16 protein-coding genes are annotated in these 14,684 nt (G+C 43.5%); 6 read left to right on the top strand and 10 right to left on the bottom strand.

Annotated elements, in window-relative coordinates:
- Nucleotides 1–81: 81 nt before the first annotated feature.
- Entirely contained in the window at nucleotides 82–702 is a 621-nt protein-coding gene (locus QMY49_RS26060; protein WP_026138377.1) for a LysE family translocator, read from the top strand.
- 45 nt (nucleotides 703–747) lie between these two features.
- Nucleotides 748–1,014, top strand: a complete 267-nt coding sequence (locus QMY49_RS26065; protein WP_283315412.1) for a hypothetical protein — start codon at nucleotides 748–750, stop codon at nucleotides 1,012–1,014.
- 152 nt (nucleotides 1,015–1,166) lie between these two features.
- Here the strand turns inward: QMY49_RS26065 and secF are convergent, their stop codons facing one another.
- From secF to QMY49_RS26085, 4 genes are all read right to left on the bottom strand, one after another.
- On the bottom strand, nucleotides 1,167–2,069 hold the full coding sequence (secF, locus tag QMY49_RS26070; RefSeq protein ID WP_005453603.1) for a protein translocase subunit SecF: 903 nt from the start codon (nucleotides 2,067–2,069) through the stop codon (nucleotides 1,167–1,169).
- A 2-nt stretch (nucleotides 2,070–2,071) separates the two neighbouring features.
- Entirely contained in the window at nucleotides 2,072–3,910 is a 1,839-nt protein-coding gene (gene secD, locus QMY49_RS26075; RefSeq protein WP_283315414.1) for a protein translocase subunit SecD, read from the bottom strand.
- A 166-nt stretch (nucleotides 3,911–4,076) separates the two neighbouring features.
- Entirely contained in the window at nucleotides 4,077–4,556 is a 480-nt protein-coding gene (locus tag QMY49_RS26080) for a hypothetical protein (RefSeq protein ID WP_005453597.1), read from the bottom strand.
- Nucleotides 4,557–4,700: 144 nt separating this feature from the next.
- On the bottom strand, nucleotides 4,701–5,369 hold the full coding sequence (locus tag QMY49_RS26085; protein WP_283315419.1) for an SH3 domain-containing protein: 669 nt from the start codon (nucleotides 5,367–5,369) through the stop codon (nucleotides 4,701–4,703).
- Nucleotides 5,370–5,485: 116 nt separating this feature from the next.
- Between QMY49_RS26085 and QMY49_RS26090 the strand changes: the two genes are divergently transcribed.
- Together QMY49_RS26090 and QMY49_RS27295 are read left to right on the top strand one after the other, a co-directional pair.
- On the top strand, nucleotides 5,486–6,028 hold the full coding sequence (locus QMY49_RS26090; protein ID WP_017188730.1) for a hypothetical protein: 543 nt from the start codon (nucleotides 5,486–5,488) through the stop codon (nucleotides 6,026–6,028).
- A gap of 176 nt (nucleotides 6,029–6,204) precedes the next feature.
- Entirely contained in the window at nucleotides 6,205–6,435 is a 231-nt protein-coding gene (locus tag QMY49_RS27295) for a hypothetical protein (RefSeq protein WP_074051703.1), read from the top strand.
- 56 nt (nucleotides 6,436–6,491) lie between these two features.
- Here the strand turns inward: QMY49_RS27295 and QMY49_RS26095 are convergent, their stop codons facing one another.
- Together QMY49_RS26095 and QMY49_RS26100 are read right to left on the bottom strand one after the other, a co-directional pair.
- Nucleotides 6,492–7,097: a class I SAM-dependent methyltransferase gene (locus QMY49_RS26095; protein WP_283315424.1), complete on the bottom strand. Its 606-nt coding sequence runs from the start codon at nucleotides 7,095–7,097 to the stop codon at nucleotides 6,492–6,494.
- Nucleotides 7,098–7,259: 162 nt separating this feature from the next.
- Entirely contained in the window at nucleotides 7,260–7,715 is a 456-nt protein-coding gene (locus tag QMY49_RS26100; RefSeq protein WP_005453588.1) for an Lrp/AsnC family transcriptional regulator, read from the bottom strand.
- A 149-nt stretch (nucleotides 7,716–7,864) separates the two neighbouring features.
- Between QMY49_RS26100 and QMY49_RS26105 the strand changes: the two genes are divergently transcribed.
- Nucleotides 7,865–8,791, top strand: coding sequence for a DMT family transporter (locus QMY49_RS26105; RefSeq protein ID WP_009696230.1), 927 nt, complete (start codon nucleotides 7,865–7,867; stop codon nucleotides 8,789–8,791).
- Nucleotides 8,792–8,884: 93 nt separating this feature from the next.
- Complete coding sequence (locus tag QMY49_RS26110; RefSeq protein ID WP_283315428.1) at nucleotides 8,885–9,547, top strand: PilZ domain-containing protein; 663 nt, start codon at nucleotides 8,885–8,887, stop codon at nucleotides 9,545–9,547.
- Between the two features lie 67 nt (nucleotides 9,548–9,614).
- Here the strand turns inward: QMY49_RS26110 and luxQ are convergent, their stop codons facing one another.
- The 4 genes from luxQ to QMY49_RS26130 form a co-directional block, all read right to left on the bottom strand.
- Nucleotides 9,615–12,194 (bottom strand): quorum-sensing autoinducer 2 sensor kinase/phosphatase LuxQ, encoded by a 2,580-nt coding sequence (gene luxQ, locus QMY49_RS26115; protein ID WP_283315430.1) that lies wholly within the window; start codon nucleotides 12,192–12,194, stop codon nucleotides 9,615–9,617.
- Nucleotides 12,194–13,291: an autoinducer 2-binding periplasmic protein LuxP gene (locus QMY49_RS26120; RefSeq protein WP_005453580.1), complete on the bottom strand. Its 1,098-nt coding sequence runs from the start codon at nucleotides 13,289–13,291 to the stop codon at nucleotides 12,194–12,196. Before QMY49_RS26120 ends, luxQ begins: the two co-directional genes overlap by 1 nt.
- 348 nt (nucleotides 13,292–13,639) lie before the next feature.
- Nucleotides 13,640–13,966 carry a GIY-YIG nuclease family protein gene (locus QMY49_RS26125; RefSeq protein ID WP_050940986.1) on the bottom strand — a complete coding sequence of 109 codons (327 nt, stop codon included), beginning with the start codon at nucleotides 13,964–13,966 and terminating at the stop codon, nucleotides 13,640–13,642.
- Nucleotides 13,963–14,616, bottom strand: coding sequence for a YceH family protein (locus tag QMY49_RS26130; RefSeq protein WP_283315437.1), 654 nt, complete (start codon nucleotides 14,614–14,616; stop codon nucleotides 13,963–13,965). The genes QMY49_RS26125 and QMY49_RS26130 overlap by 4 nt, the downstream gene beginning before the upstream one ends.
- Between the last annotated feature and the right edge of the window lie 68 nt (nucleotides 14,617–14,684).

Raw genomic sequence — 14,684 nt, forward strand, 5'->3', positions numbered from 1 at the left:
ACTGTTTTTAGATATGGCATTGAATGCCAGTTTGCACTATCTTTGATACTTCTTTATTTACTTACACACTCATCAATATTCATGAATACCGCCTTGTTAACTATGTTCATCCCTACCTTTTTCTTTGTATCCATTACACCTGGGATGTGTATGACGCTTGCCTTAACGTTAGGTATGAGTATCGGATATCGTCGCACCCTTTGGATGATGATTGGCGAACTGTTTGGTGTTGCTTTAGTTTCAATCTCTGCGGTGCTCGGTATCGCAGCCATCATGCTCACTTACCCTTGGCTCTTTACCGTACTAAAATTGATTGGCGGCGGTTATCTGCTTTATTTAGGGGTTGAGATGTGGCGCTCACGAGGCAAACTTGCCATTAATGTTGATAGCATTGATGTTCCTACTAGCGGTAACTGGGATTTGGTTTTGCAAGGCTTTGTCACCGCAATTGCAAACCCGAAAGGCTGGGCGTTCATGATTTCACTTTTGCCGCCTTTTATTGATCAAACTGCGGCTCTTGCTCCTCAGCTCATCGTGCTTGTTTCTATTATTTTGATGTTCGAGTTCATTTGTATGTCTCTTTACGCAACGGGTGGTAAAGGATTGAAGCGATTGCTAGGCCAATCCAAAAATGTACGCTTAATGAACCGAATCGCTGGCACTTTGATGATGGGAGTGGGTATTTGGCTCTTAATGAGTTAGAAAAAGCAGTATTGATGAAACAGGTCTAGTGACGAAAAACAAGTTATGAAGAACATTTTAAGCAGGCTCAAACAATCCTTTGGTGAGGTGTTGGATTTTCAAGCCCGAGTATGGGTAGTGAACGTCTATGCTGGCGAACATAAAGGTGAGTCTTACGTGGTCAATGAGGACAGCTTTTCTGAACCGTTACAATGGATGAAAAAGAAGGGCTATAAAGGACCAATGCTCACCAAAGTCCAGTCAATGAAGCGATCTCAGATCATCGAATTTGATTTAGGTTCAGTCAAGCATCGACTAATGCGCGTGAAGTAGCGTCCGATTCTATTTCTTTTCCCTTTTCCCTTTTCCCTTTTCCCTTTTCCCTTTTCCCTTTTCCCTTTTCCCTTTTCCCTTTTCCCTTTTCCCAGATAAAAAAGCGCCACTCAGAAGAGTGGCGCAAGCACTTTTACCTTAAACACCAAGTATTATGGTGCAGTGTCGATCTCTACTGGTAGGTAGTGTTTTGGTTCTAGCTTCAACCATTCAGGAAGCACCGTACCAATCGAGATTGATGACCACGTACCAGACAGTACGCCAATGAACATTGCGGTAGAGAAACCTGCCAATGCAGAACCGCCCATAATCCACAACGCACCAACAGTGATTAAAGTAGTACCTGATGTCACCATAGTACGTGAGAATGTCGCCAATACCGCTTCATCGTTGATCTGTTCTGTTTTCCAATTTTGCTTCGCAACAAGCAGTTCACGAATACGGTCAGCGATGATGATCGAGTCATTGAGCGAGTAGCCAAGAATCGCCAAAATCGCCGCAAACACCGTCAGGTTGAACTCCATTTGTGTAATCGCAAAGAAGCCCAATACTAAGATAACATCGTGCGCCAACGCGAATAGAGAGCCACTTGCCAGACGCCATTCAAAGCGGAAACACAAGTAACCAAGAATCGTCAGTACCGATACTAATAATGCTAAGCCACCTTGGTCGAACAGGTCCTGACCCACTTGAGCACCCACGATGCTGTTACTTACTACATCTACTTGATGTGAAATAGGCTTAAGTACATCTGCAACATTAGGTAATGTATGACCTTCTGCCGGTGCTGAGTAACGAATAACCCAACGACCATCTTCGCCTGAACGGGTTACAGATGTTGATTCACCAAGCTTTGGTTGCAGCGCATTAAGCAAATCATGGTTAGTCAATTGTTTATCGACTTTCACTTCAGTAACCATACCACCAGTGAAATCGAGACCTAGGTTTAACCCTTTCATACCCAGAGCAACCAGAGCAATAATCGTCAACACAACCGATACAGCTGTCGTGAAGTAACGAATCTTACGGATATTTTGTTTTAGCATTTCGACCATGATTAAACCCTCACATCACGACGGGCATCGCGGCCCCAAATTAAATTGATCATTGCACGAGAAGCGAATACGCCAGTAAACATACTGGTCATCAGACCCAGACCTAGCGTCAGCGCAAAGCCTTGGATTGGACCGTTACCAATCGCGTATAGAATCACGGCAGTGATCATGGTTGTGATGTTGGCATCAAGGATAGTAGCGAACGCGCTGTCGAAGCCTAAGTCGATAGCTTGTGCAAAACTACGACCTTCACGCATCTTGTCCTTAATACGTTCGAAAATAATTACGTTGGTATCCACCGCCATACCGACAGTCAATACCAAGCCTGCGATACCAGGAAGTGTTAGCACGGCACCAGGAAGTAGTGCGATTAGACCAAGTAAGCAAAGCATGTTTGCACACAAAGCCACGTTCGCAACCCAACCAAGACGACGGTACCAAAGTGCCATAAATGTCAGTGTTAGACCCATACCAAGAGCAAGAGCAGCGAAACCGTTTTGGATGTTTTCTGCACCTAGAGAAGCACCGATTGTGCGTTCTTCAACAATCGTTACCGGAGCGGTCAATGAACCCGCACGTAGAAGCAAGGCAAGTTGCTGTGCTTCATCCATGCTACCCGCACCAGTAATACGGAATTGGCTACCCAATTGAGACTGGATAGTTGCAACACTAATAACGCGCTCGCTACGCTCTGTCATACCACGTTCGTTAGTTTTGTACTCACGGTAGACTGTCGCCATTGGCTTGCCGATATGCGTTGCAGAGAAGTCACTCATCTTCTTACCACCAGCGTGGTCTAGAGAGATGTTTACTTCTGACATGCCCATTTTATCAACGCCCGCGCGCGCATTTACAATATGTTCACCCGTTAGTACTGGACGCTTAGCAAGAATCACTGTACGACCATCGTTGTCTTTCAGGACAAGGTCTTGGCTGCTACGTGCTTGACCTGCGTCTTTCACTTCGTAGAACGCAAGACTTGCTGTTGCGCCAATGACGTTTTTCGCTTGTGCAGGGTCTTGAACACCTGGTAGCTCGATACGAATGCTCTCTTTACCTTGGCGTTGTACCAACGCTTCAGTAATACCAAGCTCTTCGATACGACCACGCATGATCTTCAAGTTTTGTTGCAGTGTCGTTGTTTGGAATTCTTGGATGTTTTGTTCGCTTGGTTGAAGTTCAAAGCCACGATCTGCGCTTGTCATTGTCCAACCAGGGTAGTTTTGACGAATGAATTGGCTCGCCGCTTTTAAGCCCGCTTCGTTTTCACTATTTACTGCGATGTGGTTATGCGCTTCAGCACGAACTTGAACGCCACGTACACGTTGCTCACGCAGGCTCGCTTTGATCTCATCAACCAATGCGTCGCGCTGTTCTTCAAACGCTTTATTTACATCTACATTCAATAGGAATTGAACGCCGCCACGAAGGTCAAGACCAAGCTTGATTGGGCTGAACCCCATCTCGTTTAACCATTCTGGGGCAACAGACACGTATGAGAACGTGATGCTGTCATCTTTGCCTAACTGATCGTTAAGCAATACACGAGCCTTACTTTGCGCATCTTCACCATCAAAAACAATGGTGGTCTTACCGTCTTTTTCAATGATTTTAGAGGCTGGAATATGGTGCGTTTTTAACAGCTGGTCGAGCTGAACCAGTGACATCGCACTGTTGTTTTGGTCAGCAAACGTCACCTGAATAGAAGGCTGCTCACCAAACCAAGTTGGGATGGCGCTAAGGGTTAAGATAATAACCGTCGTAATTAAAACGACATATTTCCATGCTGAATAGTGATTCAGCACTTTTCTGTTCTTTTGTGGTTTTGGTGTTTTCTTCATGTAAACATCATCCCTTCACTGCTCAGTGAAGTTTTATTTAGTTAGATTCAAGACACGACAAAACGCTCACCTGAACAACATACAGGTATGGAATGCCCAGAGCTTCAGTTACTCTGTTGAAGAATTGCCGTGTTAAGAATGCACAAAATGTGCAGAGTGATGGTGTTTAAGCAGAAAACTGACTATTGAGGGCGACGTACATCGCATTGGTTTCTTTCCAACCAGAAAGGCGGTGGTCGCTAACAAAGTGATTAAATGTCGATTGGCTTTGACGCCAGCTGATATCCATAAGGCTATAGGCATAGCCAGCATCAGCATAAAACGGGGCATTTAAATCGCCGATGAAATCAATGTGTTCATCGTCAATGTTCTCACGAAGGTGCGTTGTCCAACGTTGAGAATTAAAGATGGCAAACGAATCTTGGAAAGCATGACCTTCAGATACTGGAGATTGGGTGCTTTCCTCAGAGAGTTCTGAGAAATCAACTGGCGAGTTCGATACAGAGTTGCTCGCCGTAAATGGCTGCAACTTAGAAAAGTGAGGTAAGTAGGATTTCTGTTCTGCTTGTGCAGCCGACGCCTGCATTGGCGACAAAGCCATTGCAAGAAGCAGCAAAAACAGTTTTCTAACATAAATCCAAGGCATGGTAGCTCACTTAAAACAAAACGAGCCGAGTTCTTCAACTCAGCTCGGTGATAGTATTCCTATTGCTTATACTTAACAACTAAAAAGTTATAAATCTCTGTTTCCAACCGTGGAACGCAGTTGCCAGCAAGCCTTAAGCGGTATTCATCGATAAAATATTTCACCTTTATCGACATCCAAATAGATTTTGTTTTCTTGTTCCAAGCCACCGCAGTAGATGAAGTAAACATTGCGGGTTTTGTAAGTGACAGAACGCACCCACCCACCTAATTCTTCAAAATCACTTGGGTCGCAAGTCTCATCATCGAGCAGTTGCTGCGTTTTGTTACGAAACATATCGAGATGCGTTTTTAAATCGTCTGATTTTTGCAAATACCCATCAAGGATCTCCAAGCGCTCTTGCTCTTTGATGACAGGTTCTGAGTCTGATAATCCTTTTGAGTCTACCCACTCAGCGGTCTCTTCCCCACCCTCTTCATACACAATGTAATCCGTCAAGCGGAACCAGCCATTAGATTTCTCCAAAACCGATACCTTCTCACCTTTATACAGCGCATCAATAATCAACGCCTGATGATCTGGCTTATTGTAGACATCGATCCGGCGCTCAATCACATAGTACTCGGTGACCTCAGGTGCGGGCGCCTCAAGATCCATAATCGGTTTGGGTTTTTCTGCAGGTTCGGCTGGTTTCTCTGGCTCTTTTTCCTGTTCAGCGACAGGGGCGTCTTGCTGCATAAAGAAGAAGTAATACCCTGCGCCAGCTCCCCCTAACAAGAGCAAGACAACGATTAAGATCAAGGCTTTCTTCATATTCCGTTCCTTTTTCATTCCTTACGCAGTAAGCACCGTTACACTAACTATACTGATAGAGAGTGCATAACGGACGCAAAAACTAATCAACGAGAAAGCTAATTAGTGTGAAAACAATGATGAATAAGTTCAAATGGATATTGCTACTGCTTCCACTTCCTGCTTACGCAAGCATTCAGTGTGACCACGCATCATGGAATGACAATCTTACCCAATTCAACCGTTTAGAGTCCAATTACAATAGATACGTTGAGACATTCAATACGCTTCTCACTGAACACAAACAAAGACAACTGCTCTCTCAGACCTTCTCCCTACGTGAACTTACCTTGTTGTGGCAGGCACAAACTAACCAACGAGCTTTTCAAAGTCAGCTTAAGGCGTCGATTCAATATCGCGAAGAACTCACCAGTAAAGCGCGAGAGTTAGAGAAACTCAGCATTGAGTCAAATTGGATGGCAAACGGATGGCAAAAACTCGCAAGTAAATGTGAAATTTCTGATGCCACAGCCAACCAAATTAGCGCCGAATGGTATCAAACAAACGCTTCTCAACTCGCTAAAGATTATACGCAACTGGCAACACAATATCTTGGTTTAGCGCAGCTGTACGATAAAGAAGCCAACGCATTAAAATACGTGCAAAATGAATCTGACTAAGTCTGTTCATATTGGGATTGTTCCCCTTATTGAAATTGAGCAATTAATAGGCAAACAGGTCAATTTATAGAGAGGTACGTCACAATAACGCTTTACTTACGAGCAGATTTTGGGTAATTTACCCATTAACAAAATTTAATATAAAGTCACATTTGGCTGGAGATGATGCTAAACCAATGGTTATCAATCGATTAAGTAACAGGGATTGTCCTAATGCTACCAAAGCCAAGTTTTTGTCAGTAGTTAGGCATGTTAAAGAGTTCGGTTCAATCAGTGATTTGGACCTATGTAAAATCTTCGGAGAAACAATTTGGAGTGATGGGAGGGAATACCATTCAGCTGCTTTCTCTTTTAGGGTTGATAGACACACAGGTAACTGTGAGATCTCAAAATACAAATACCAATAAGGCTTAAAAGACTATTCGAACGGAGACAGGAAACTGTCTCCGTTTTTTATTGTCGGTTATTTTGGCATCACGATAGTAAAATCATGATCGGAATAACCTTCAATTAAGTAACTTCTCTCACTCAACAGCTTGCAATAACGCAGTACACCATATTTGTTGTGAGACTCTAACATCCGCATGCTGGGTAACTTAGCCTCATCCAACAGATTAAACACACAAGCAATACTCGCAGTCTGATACATTTTCTCAATCATCTCGATTGTATGATTTGGGTTGGCAGATTGGTAATTGAGCGAGCCAGATGCAAATACATAGTGCGCTTTCGGCAAAATCAAGTTAGAGAAATCGCCCCGGATAAACTGCGTATCAGTAATGAAATGACGCTTGCGAGATTCCACGATAAACCGCTTTTGTTGATCAATGCCGATATAATGACTGGGGCTATTGCCTTTTTGTTCTATATACGCCAACAAATCTCCATATCCACAACCAATATCAAGAATACTTTTGCCATTAAGGTCTAAATCCCGACATAAGGCTTCAAAGCGTGTGACTTGGCTGAAAGTGTCTTGCCACCCCAGCGTCCTGGCTCTGTCTTCGCCAAATTGTTTGTGTCTTTTTCGGTGATAATGTGCGATGCGTAATCTGTCGAGCCACTTCATGATTGCTTTGTTTGTTGGGTTTGTGAATAACCGTATTTATGAGTATACCCAGTAACTTCAAGATGCAGAATTCTGAGCATTGTCATTGATTCGAGGTCAAGGAAAACAACGCCGCGTCTACAAGACAAATCGTTCTCGAAGAACCTAGCATCTCGAGGTTACTTAGGTATAAATCGGTAAGTTACCATTTCCTTTCACTTGGCGAATCGCTAAGTGCGTATGAATATCTTTGACGTTTTCAAGGATCTGGAGTTTTCGCGTAAAAGCTTCATAGCCAGTGAGATCTCTACTCACCACTTCTAATAGATAATCGTACGCCCCAGAAACAACATGGCAGGAGATCACTTCTTCCATTTCGCTTACCGCTTGCTCAAATTCATCTATTGAACTGGCTTGGTGATTATTAAGGCTTACTTCAACGAATACCGTCATTGCAATTCCCGCTTGTTCGCGAGAAACCATTGCGCGGTAACCACTGATCACGCCTTCTTGTTCCAAGCGTTTAATTCTTCGCGCACAAGGGGAAGCGGAAAGCCCCACTCTATCTGCCAGTTCGCTTGTTGTCATTGTGGCGTCTTGCTGGATCAAATCCAATAACTGTCGGTCAATTTTATCCATCTTGCCTTCCTTGCCAGATTTCGCCATGATTTTTTAATTCCATGCCGAAATTCACTAAGTTCTAACTGTATTAAGTCATATTTTGCCACCATTGAGCGTCACTTTCATTCGATAATTAACACATTATTTACAAATAAACGGAACCTCCTATGGCATTAGGATACGCCGCAATCATCACAACGCTCTTTCTTTGGTCTGGTTTCTTTCTATCGCTACGTGGAGGCGCAATTTCAGCCCTTCAACCTGCCGATATTGCCTTAACTCGCTTTTTCATTCCGGCGTTGGTGTTACTTCCTTTCGTCCTCAAATCCATGGATAAAGTACGCGCAGTACCGAACAAATATCTTATCGGTATCGTCATAGGAAGCGGACTCCCTTACTTGCTCGTTGCTGGTACCGCTATGCACTTTGCCCCAGTCGCCCATGGCAGTGCTCTGATACCTGGCACTTTGCCTCTGTTTGTCTCTGCGATTGCGGTCATTTGTTACCAGCAACCTCTTAGCCAGCATCGTATGGTCGGTTTGTCTGCTGTCTTACTTGGGATTATGGTGTTCCTGCTGTCCAATCTCGGTGAAGAATACAACTGGGCACAATTAAAAGGGCACTTACTGTTTCTAGTCGGCAGCTTAATGTGGGCGGTATTTACCATCAGTGCTCGCGTTGCAAATTTAAGTGCTTATGTTTGCGCTGGGTTTGTTTCAGTCATTTCGTTTGCATTGCTGATTGTCGCTGTAGGTTTCGGTTGGTTGGATAGTTATTTAGCCATCACACCTATCACTGATTGGCCATGGAAAGAGCTTGTTGGTCATCTCGTATTACAAGGTATCGGAGCAGGTCTATTAGCATCTTTCACTTTTCTTTACGCAATCAGAACCATTGGAGCGGAAGCCAGCGCCGCATTCGGATCTCTCACACCAGTATTGGCAACCTTACTCGCAATGCCAGTGTTTAATGAGCAGCCTGATACCCTTACATGGTGTGCTTTAATATTGGTGACTTGCGGTAGTATCGTGGCGAGTAATATCCTGATGAAACAAGACCCTAGTCAGAAATATCAGCCACCTGTTCACAGATAACAATAAAATTGCATAACTTTTTACAGGCACCTATTGAAAGCCAAAATAGCGTTTTGATAACCTGTTGCGATAATAAATTAAACGTCAGATGTTATGCCTTCAACTCATACAAAAGATGAACTGCATAAATTCCTAAAAACAGGGATGCGAATCTCGGTAAATTTCGAGTTCGGTCAGGAAGAAAAGTACATTTACGCTGCTACTTATTTAGGGCTTAAAGAAAACGCTTATATCATTCTCGACATACCCGCTCGGTTATTAGAAGAGCAAGCGCTAAGAAAACTCACCAATCTGGACGTTGTTATCCGTGGTGTGTCAGATACGGATCTGGGGCATGTGATTGCTTTTAAGACCAGTGTGCTGATGAACTTGGTCCGACCGTCTCCGTTATTGTTTGTACGGATTCCTGCCACCTTCGCGACGAAGCCTGTGCGTGAGCATGAGCGTTATAAATTGCAATTAGACTGTGCAATAGACCACACTGGCAATAAATATGATGGCAGTTTGGTCGACTTCTCTCTTTCTGGCTGTGGAATTTCGACGTTGGTTGAACCCGAGTTTGAAATCGGTGAACGAATTACGATTGAATCCCCTTTAAGTGGCTATATCGACGAAGAAAACCACTGCTCAGTTGCCAATATTAAGAAGCTACCAAAAGGTTGGATTATAGGCGTGAAATTTGAGGTACCGCTTGATATGTCCGAAGAATTGAAGAATGAGTTACTAGAGCATTCTTTTTCAGCCAGCACGATTTAGGCTGCATAAGGTTCTCAACCGTAAAGAACTAAAAAGGGAGCATCATGCTCCCTTTGCTATTTCTGCATTACGTCCGTTCTAGCAAAAATCTTTGCTTAAAATCGACAAACGCTTCATGTAATGCGTTTTCTTTGATTGGCTTGAGCAAGACATAATTCGCCCCTGCCGCAATAAATGCATCACTAGTTTCTTTAGCTGTATCAGCCGTACAGGCATAAATAGGCGTACCAAGTCGCAAGTTCTGACGGATCTCATGAGTTGTTTCAATACCACCAAGATGCGGTAATTGATTGTCCATCAAGATAAGGTCATAAGTATTGTCCGCGAGAAACTCCATCGCTTCTAATCCATCTTTTGCCCAATCAACCTGCATTTTGTACTTCTTGCAGAACGCCTGAAGAATAAAGGCATTGGTGTGATTGTCCTCCACCAGCAACACTTTCAAACTCTCATCAAACAAAGCTTCAGGCTTAACGCGTTGACTGACTTCTAACGGTCGGAATACACGCTCACGGTCTTTTACCGGCAATGTCACAACGAAAGTTGTGCCCATCCCTTTACTACTACGAACCTGAACATCGCCTTCCAACATATCGACAAGATTCTTAACGATGGTTAAGCCTAAACCACTGCCACCGTATTCTCGTGTTGTTGTTGCTTCTTCTTGTACAAACGGTTCGAACATTTGGTCTAACTTGTCCGACTCAATCCCGATCCCCGTATCAGTAATTTCAACAACCAATACACTGTTCTCTGCACCATAAAATTGCTCAAGCTCGGCATGGAGCCGGATAGAGCCCGACGGAGTAAACTTGGCGGAGTTACTAACAAGGTTAAACAGAATTTGGTTGAGCCGAACTTGATCCGTAAAGATTTCGACATTCGGATCCAGTTTGTTTTCGATAACCAGCTCAACCCCTTTATTTGTACAGATTGGACGATAGATATTTTCCAATGTGCGAATCGTATCGGAGAATGAGAACGGGTGCTTCTGAATATTAAACTTACCTTGCTCTATCTTGGAGAAATCCAAAATATCATTCAGTACGGCAAGTAAGTGCTCACCACTGTGGCACAGAACATCAATTTGGTTCTTCTGCTCTTGAGTTTCTACCGTGTCTTTAAGCAATTGCGCAACACCTAAGATGCCGTTAATTGGAGTACGGATCTCATGACTCATCTTCGCAAGGAAATCAGCTCTAGCTTGTGCAGACTTCTCTGCTTCTCTACGTGCGATATTACTTTGCTTTTCCGCTTCAATCAGAGTTGTAATGTCTTGCCCTTGCACAATGATGCCACTGATATCACCGTCGACACGAATTGGTGATAGGTTCCAACGGTAAATCTTATTCCCAATTGGAACGTTGACGCCTGTTAACGTCGCACCTTGCGCTGCCATCTTTAGGTGAGGTGTCAATTTATCTTTGAAGCCTTGGAAGACAGGATGCATGGTTTCATTGTCATCTTCGATAACGAGCTCTTTGCGTGCTGCAGGGTTCATTTGGATAAGAACACTTTCCTCAGACCACACCATAATCGGTGATAACGCGAAGTTAAACAGGTCTCGGAATGACTTCTTCTGCGCCTCTAGTTCCTCAAAAGTACTTTCAAGAGTAGAGCCGATATGATCGAACTCTTCGATATCCGAACCATCAAAGCGCTCAAAGCCCTTTTCCTCACGCGCGGAACGAGTGTAGGACATCAGAGACTCCAACTGCGCCGCTACCTTACTCTCGATCCATTCTTTAGTGAGCAACGCAATCATGATCATACCGATGATAGAAGCCAACATTGCTAGGATATGTTGGATCTGTAACGTAACAACGCTTTGGTTATCCTGCACAGTAAGCAAGCATAACTCTGTCGTCACGGCATTCACTTCTATTGGAGTTTGAATCACTAGAAGTTTGTCGAGCCTTCTTTCTGAACCTTTGCGCTGCAAAATATCCGCAACATTGTATGGCTCGTCACCAATTAAGGAGTTAGCTAAAGGGACGTTATTCGCCACAAGGACCACATTGTCGACATTACTTTCGCTTTTTAGCTTCTCCATCAAAGCGAAGTTGTTATCAAGCACTACAACATTAAAAGAGAAGCCAAGCACTTCACCTGTCGCAGGATCCAACACTGGCACGCGACGCGTCAGCATATGTCTAGAACCAATAGAGGTCATCACATTAATGTAATACCAGTTATTACTAAAGGTGACGCGGTTCGCCAAACTGTCGAGGATAAGATCATTCACACCATAGAAATGTGCATTACCATCATCCCAAATGATGCCCTTATGATCGGTCAGAAAGCGAAACTCTGGCGTGTGCGATGGGTCACTTTGATCGATACTGAGAAAGAAAAAGTTAAGTGCATCAGTGTCGCGATTGGTGTAAAAGTCACGAATCACTTCACTTTTTGAGTTGCTGTCATGATGTATTTGAATCGCCGCAAAGTGACTATCAAATATATTGTGGATCAATGCAGAGGTTTGTTGCTTCGTTCTGTCGACTTCTTGCCAAATGATCTGTTTAGAGAAGTAATAGCTCTGAATAAAAATCCCTAGAATGATCGGAGCAAGAACAAGAATGATGATCTTTGTTATGAGCGTCGCCAGTGAGCGACGCTTCTTTATGTTTGATCGAGTTATTGTCATCAATTATCTGAATATCTAAATGCACGCTTCTTCAGCGTTTCGATTCTTTCCGGTGAATCAGCTTTGGTAACAATTTCAAAATCACCGGAATATACGGTTGGGACAGGTTTTCCTTCCAAATCCCACTTAATGGCTTCTGCCATGGCAATACCAGTATCATCATTCATACGCATGACAGTGATATCTAAGTCGCCTTTCTGAATAGCGTCAAGCTCTGCTGAACCACCGCCCCAACCGTTGATCATAACATCACTTCGCCCTAAATCTGCTAACGCCTCAACAGCGCCTAACGCAACATCAGTCGAGCACGCATAAATAAAATCAACATCTGGGTGCTTTTCTAAACTTGCTTTTGCAGCATCATATCCCGACTGCTTTGTTGCTTTAGTGTAGTACGCTGATTGTAGTTCAAAGTTATTATCACGGTTAACCTGATGAATAAACGTGTCACCTCTCACATCACTAATGTACCCTTCCGAGAAATAGAGCACACTGTAATAGGTGTGCTTTGGAAAGTACTTTCCGAATTCTGTCGCTAATTCACGGCTGCCTTCCGCGTGATCAAATCCGACATATAAAAACGGTTGATGTTTATCCCATTCACGCACTGGTGTCGTGATATTTTGTAAGATCAATTTGGTGTTTGTTGAATCAAGAACGTGTTCAACAAATTTGCGGTGTCTGGTTGTATCTAACGTAAAAATCAAATAATCGGATTTGCTCTTCAGCGCTTCCATTAACGACAAGCTTTGCTGCTTAATATCCGCATTAGGGCGTGTGAAAACTTGGTTGATCTGATAGTTGATATTTAGCTTGTCCAAGCGCTTTTCAAATGCCGCAATGTTTCTTACCCAGTAATCAGATACTTGCTGCCCCGGATAAACCACGGATATTTTAAGCGGACGCTTTTTGTTTTTAGAGAATGGTACAGGACGTTCACGAACGGCTTCTGCTAAAGCATTAGTGAGTTTTCGCTGCTGCGGGAATTCATCCAAGAACTCTTGATAACCCCAGTAGCCATTGAGCACTTGCGTTGCATGTGAAACAGGAGAGAAACCGACCATAGAAATCAGGGAAAATAGTAACGCTTTTTTCATCTGTTGCTCTTTTAGTTTTTTATGGAGCATGGAACTGCTCTATTTTATTACCTAGCCGAGTCATCCTTTACCCTATAATTCTGATATCCATAAATTGCCCGCTTCTATATAAATTTTTTGATATTAAGCCTAGCAGGGCATCAATGTATTATGTGTTACTGTCGCCTGAAATGATACCCATAATAGACAAAAATAAACCGCCATTTGAAGGCGGTTTGCTCTCTAATACGCATAGTGTTAATTCAAATTGCCCAACATTGAACTAGCAACACATATTTGTACATTTTAATTGATTAGAAGTTGTACAGCTCAATATTGGTCGAAAATGTCACTTGCGAAAATCAATGATTAATTGGAACACTTCACTCGAGTTTGAAATGCAAGAACATGTTTTTCATCGACGCAAATTTCAGCATCTTCGCTGACTAAGAGCTCTTTCTTAGCTTTAGTCAGTTGCTTGATAAAGTATTCCGCTTTCATCGCGACGCTTTTGCTTTCAAAAGAAGAGAACCATTCCAAGGTTAATGGGCCCTTCCCTTTCAGTGCTTTTGCACCTTTCCCGCTCTGATGCTGTTTGAAGCGTCGATCCACATCATTCGTTACACCACAATACAGCGCATTGCGGTTATTACGGATTAGATAGACGCTCCAATTTTGCTCGGCAGTCTCACTCATGAAAGCAGAGATTCAACCTGTTCTTTTAATGCGGTCAGCTCTGCACGAAGTTCTGCCACTTCTTGTTCTAACTGGCTAATGCGCTCAGAACCGGCTGATGATGGCGCCGCACTTGCCACAGACAACTCACTGATGTCTACCTCACCACAAAATAGATGCATGTAACGTGATTCACGCTTGCCCGCCTCGCGAGGCAGTTTAACCACAAGAGGTCCTTTCTCTTCGCTTGCAAGGTGCTCAAGAACGTTTTCAACTTCCTTTACATCATTAAATGTTGCTAGGCGATTAGTGCGCGTGCGAATTTCGCCAGGGGTTTGAGCACCACGAAGCAGCATGCAACATACGATGCCTTTCTCTTGCTCGGTAAGTTGTAGGTCGCCAAACTCGGTATTACAGAATCGGTGTTGGTATTTGCTGACACGGCTATTGAAACCACTTTCATCACTGACAAGACGACGCTCGATGAGTGCATCAACCGCGTCTAGTACGTCTGCTTCAGACAATGACATGACAGGTTCGCGGTTGCTTTTTTGATTACATGCGTTCGTCAGCGCGTTAAGGCTTAGGGGGTATTGGTCGGGGGTGGTGACTTCTTTTTCGATTAAGCAGCCAATTACTCGTGCTTCAATTGCCGTTAGCTCAACTTTCATAATGCATTTCCTTATTATTGTTGCATTTGAATTTGGGTATCAGGCTAAAGCATAGCGCATGGACCTGA

The sequence above is a fragment of the Vibrio harveyi genome, assembly GCF_030060435.1.
In the GTDB taxonomy this organism is placed as follows: Bacteria; Pseudomonadota; Gammaproteobacteria; order Enterobacterales; family Vibrionaceae; genus Vibrio; species Vibrio harveyi.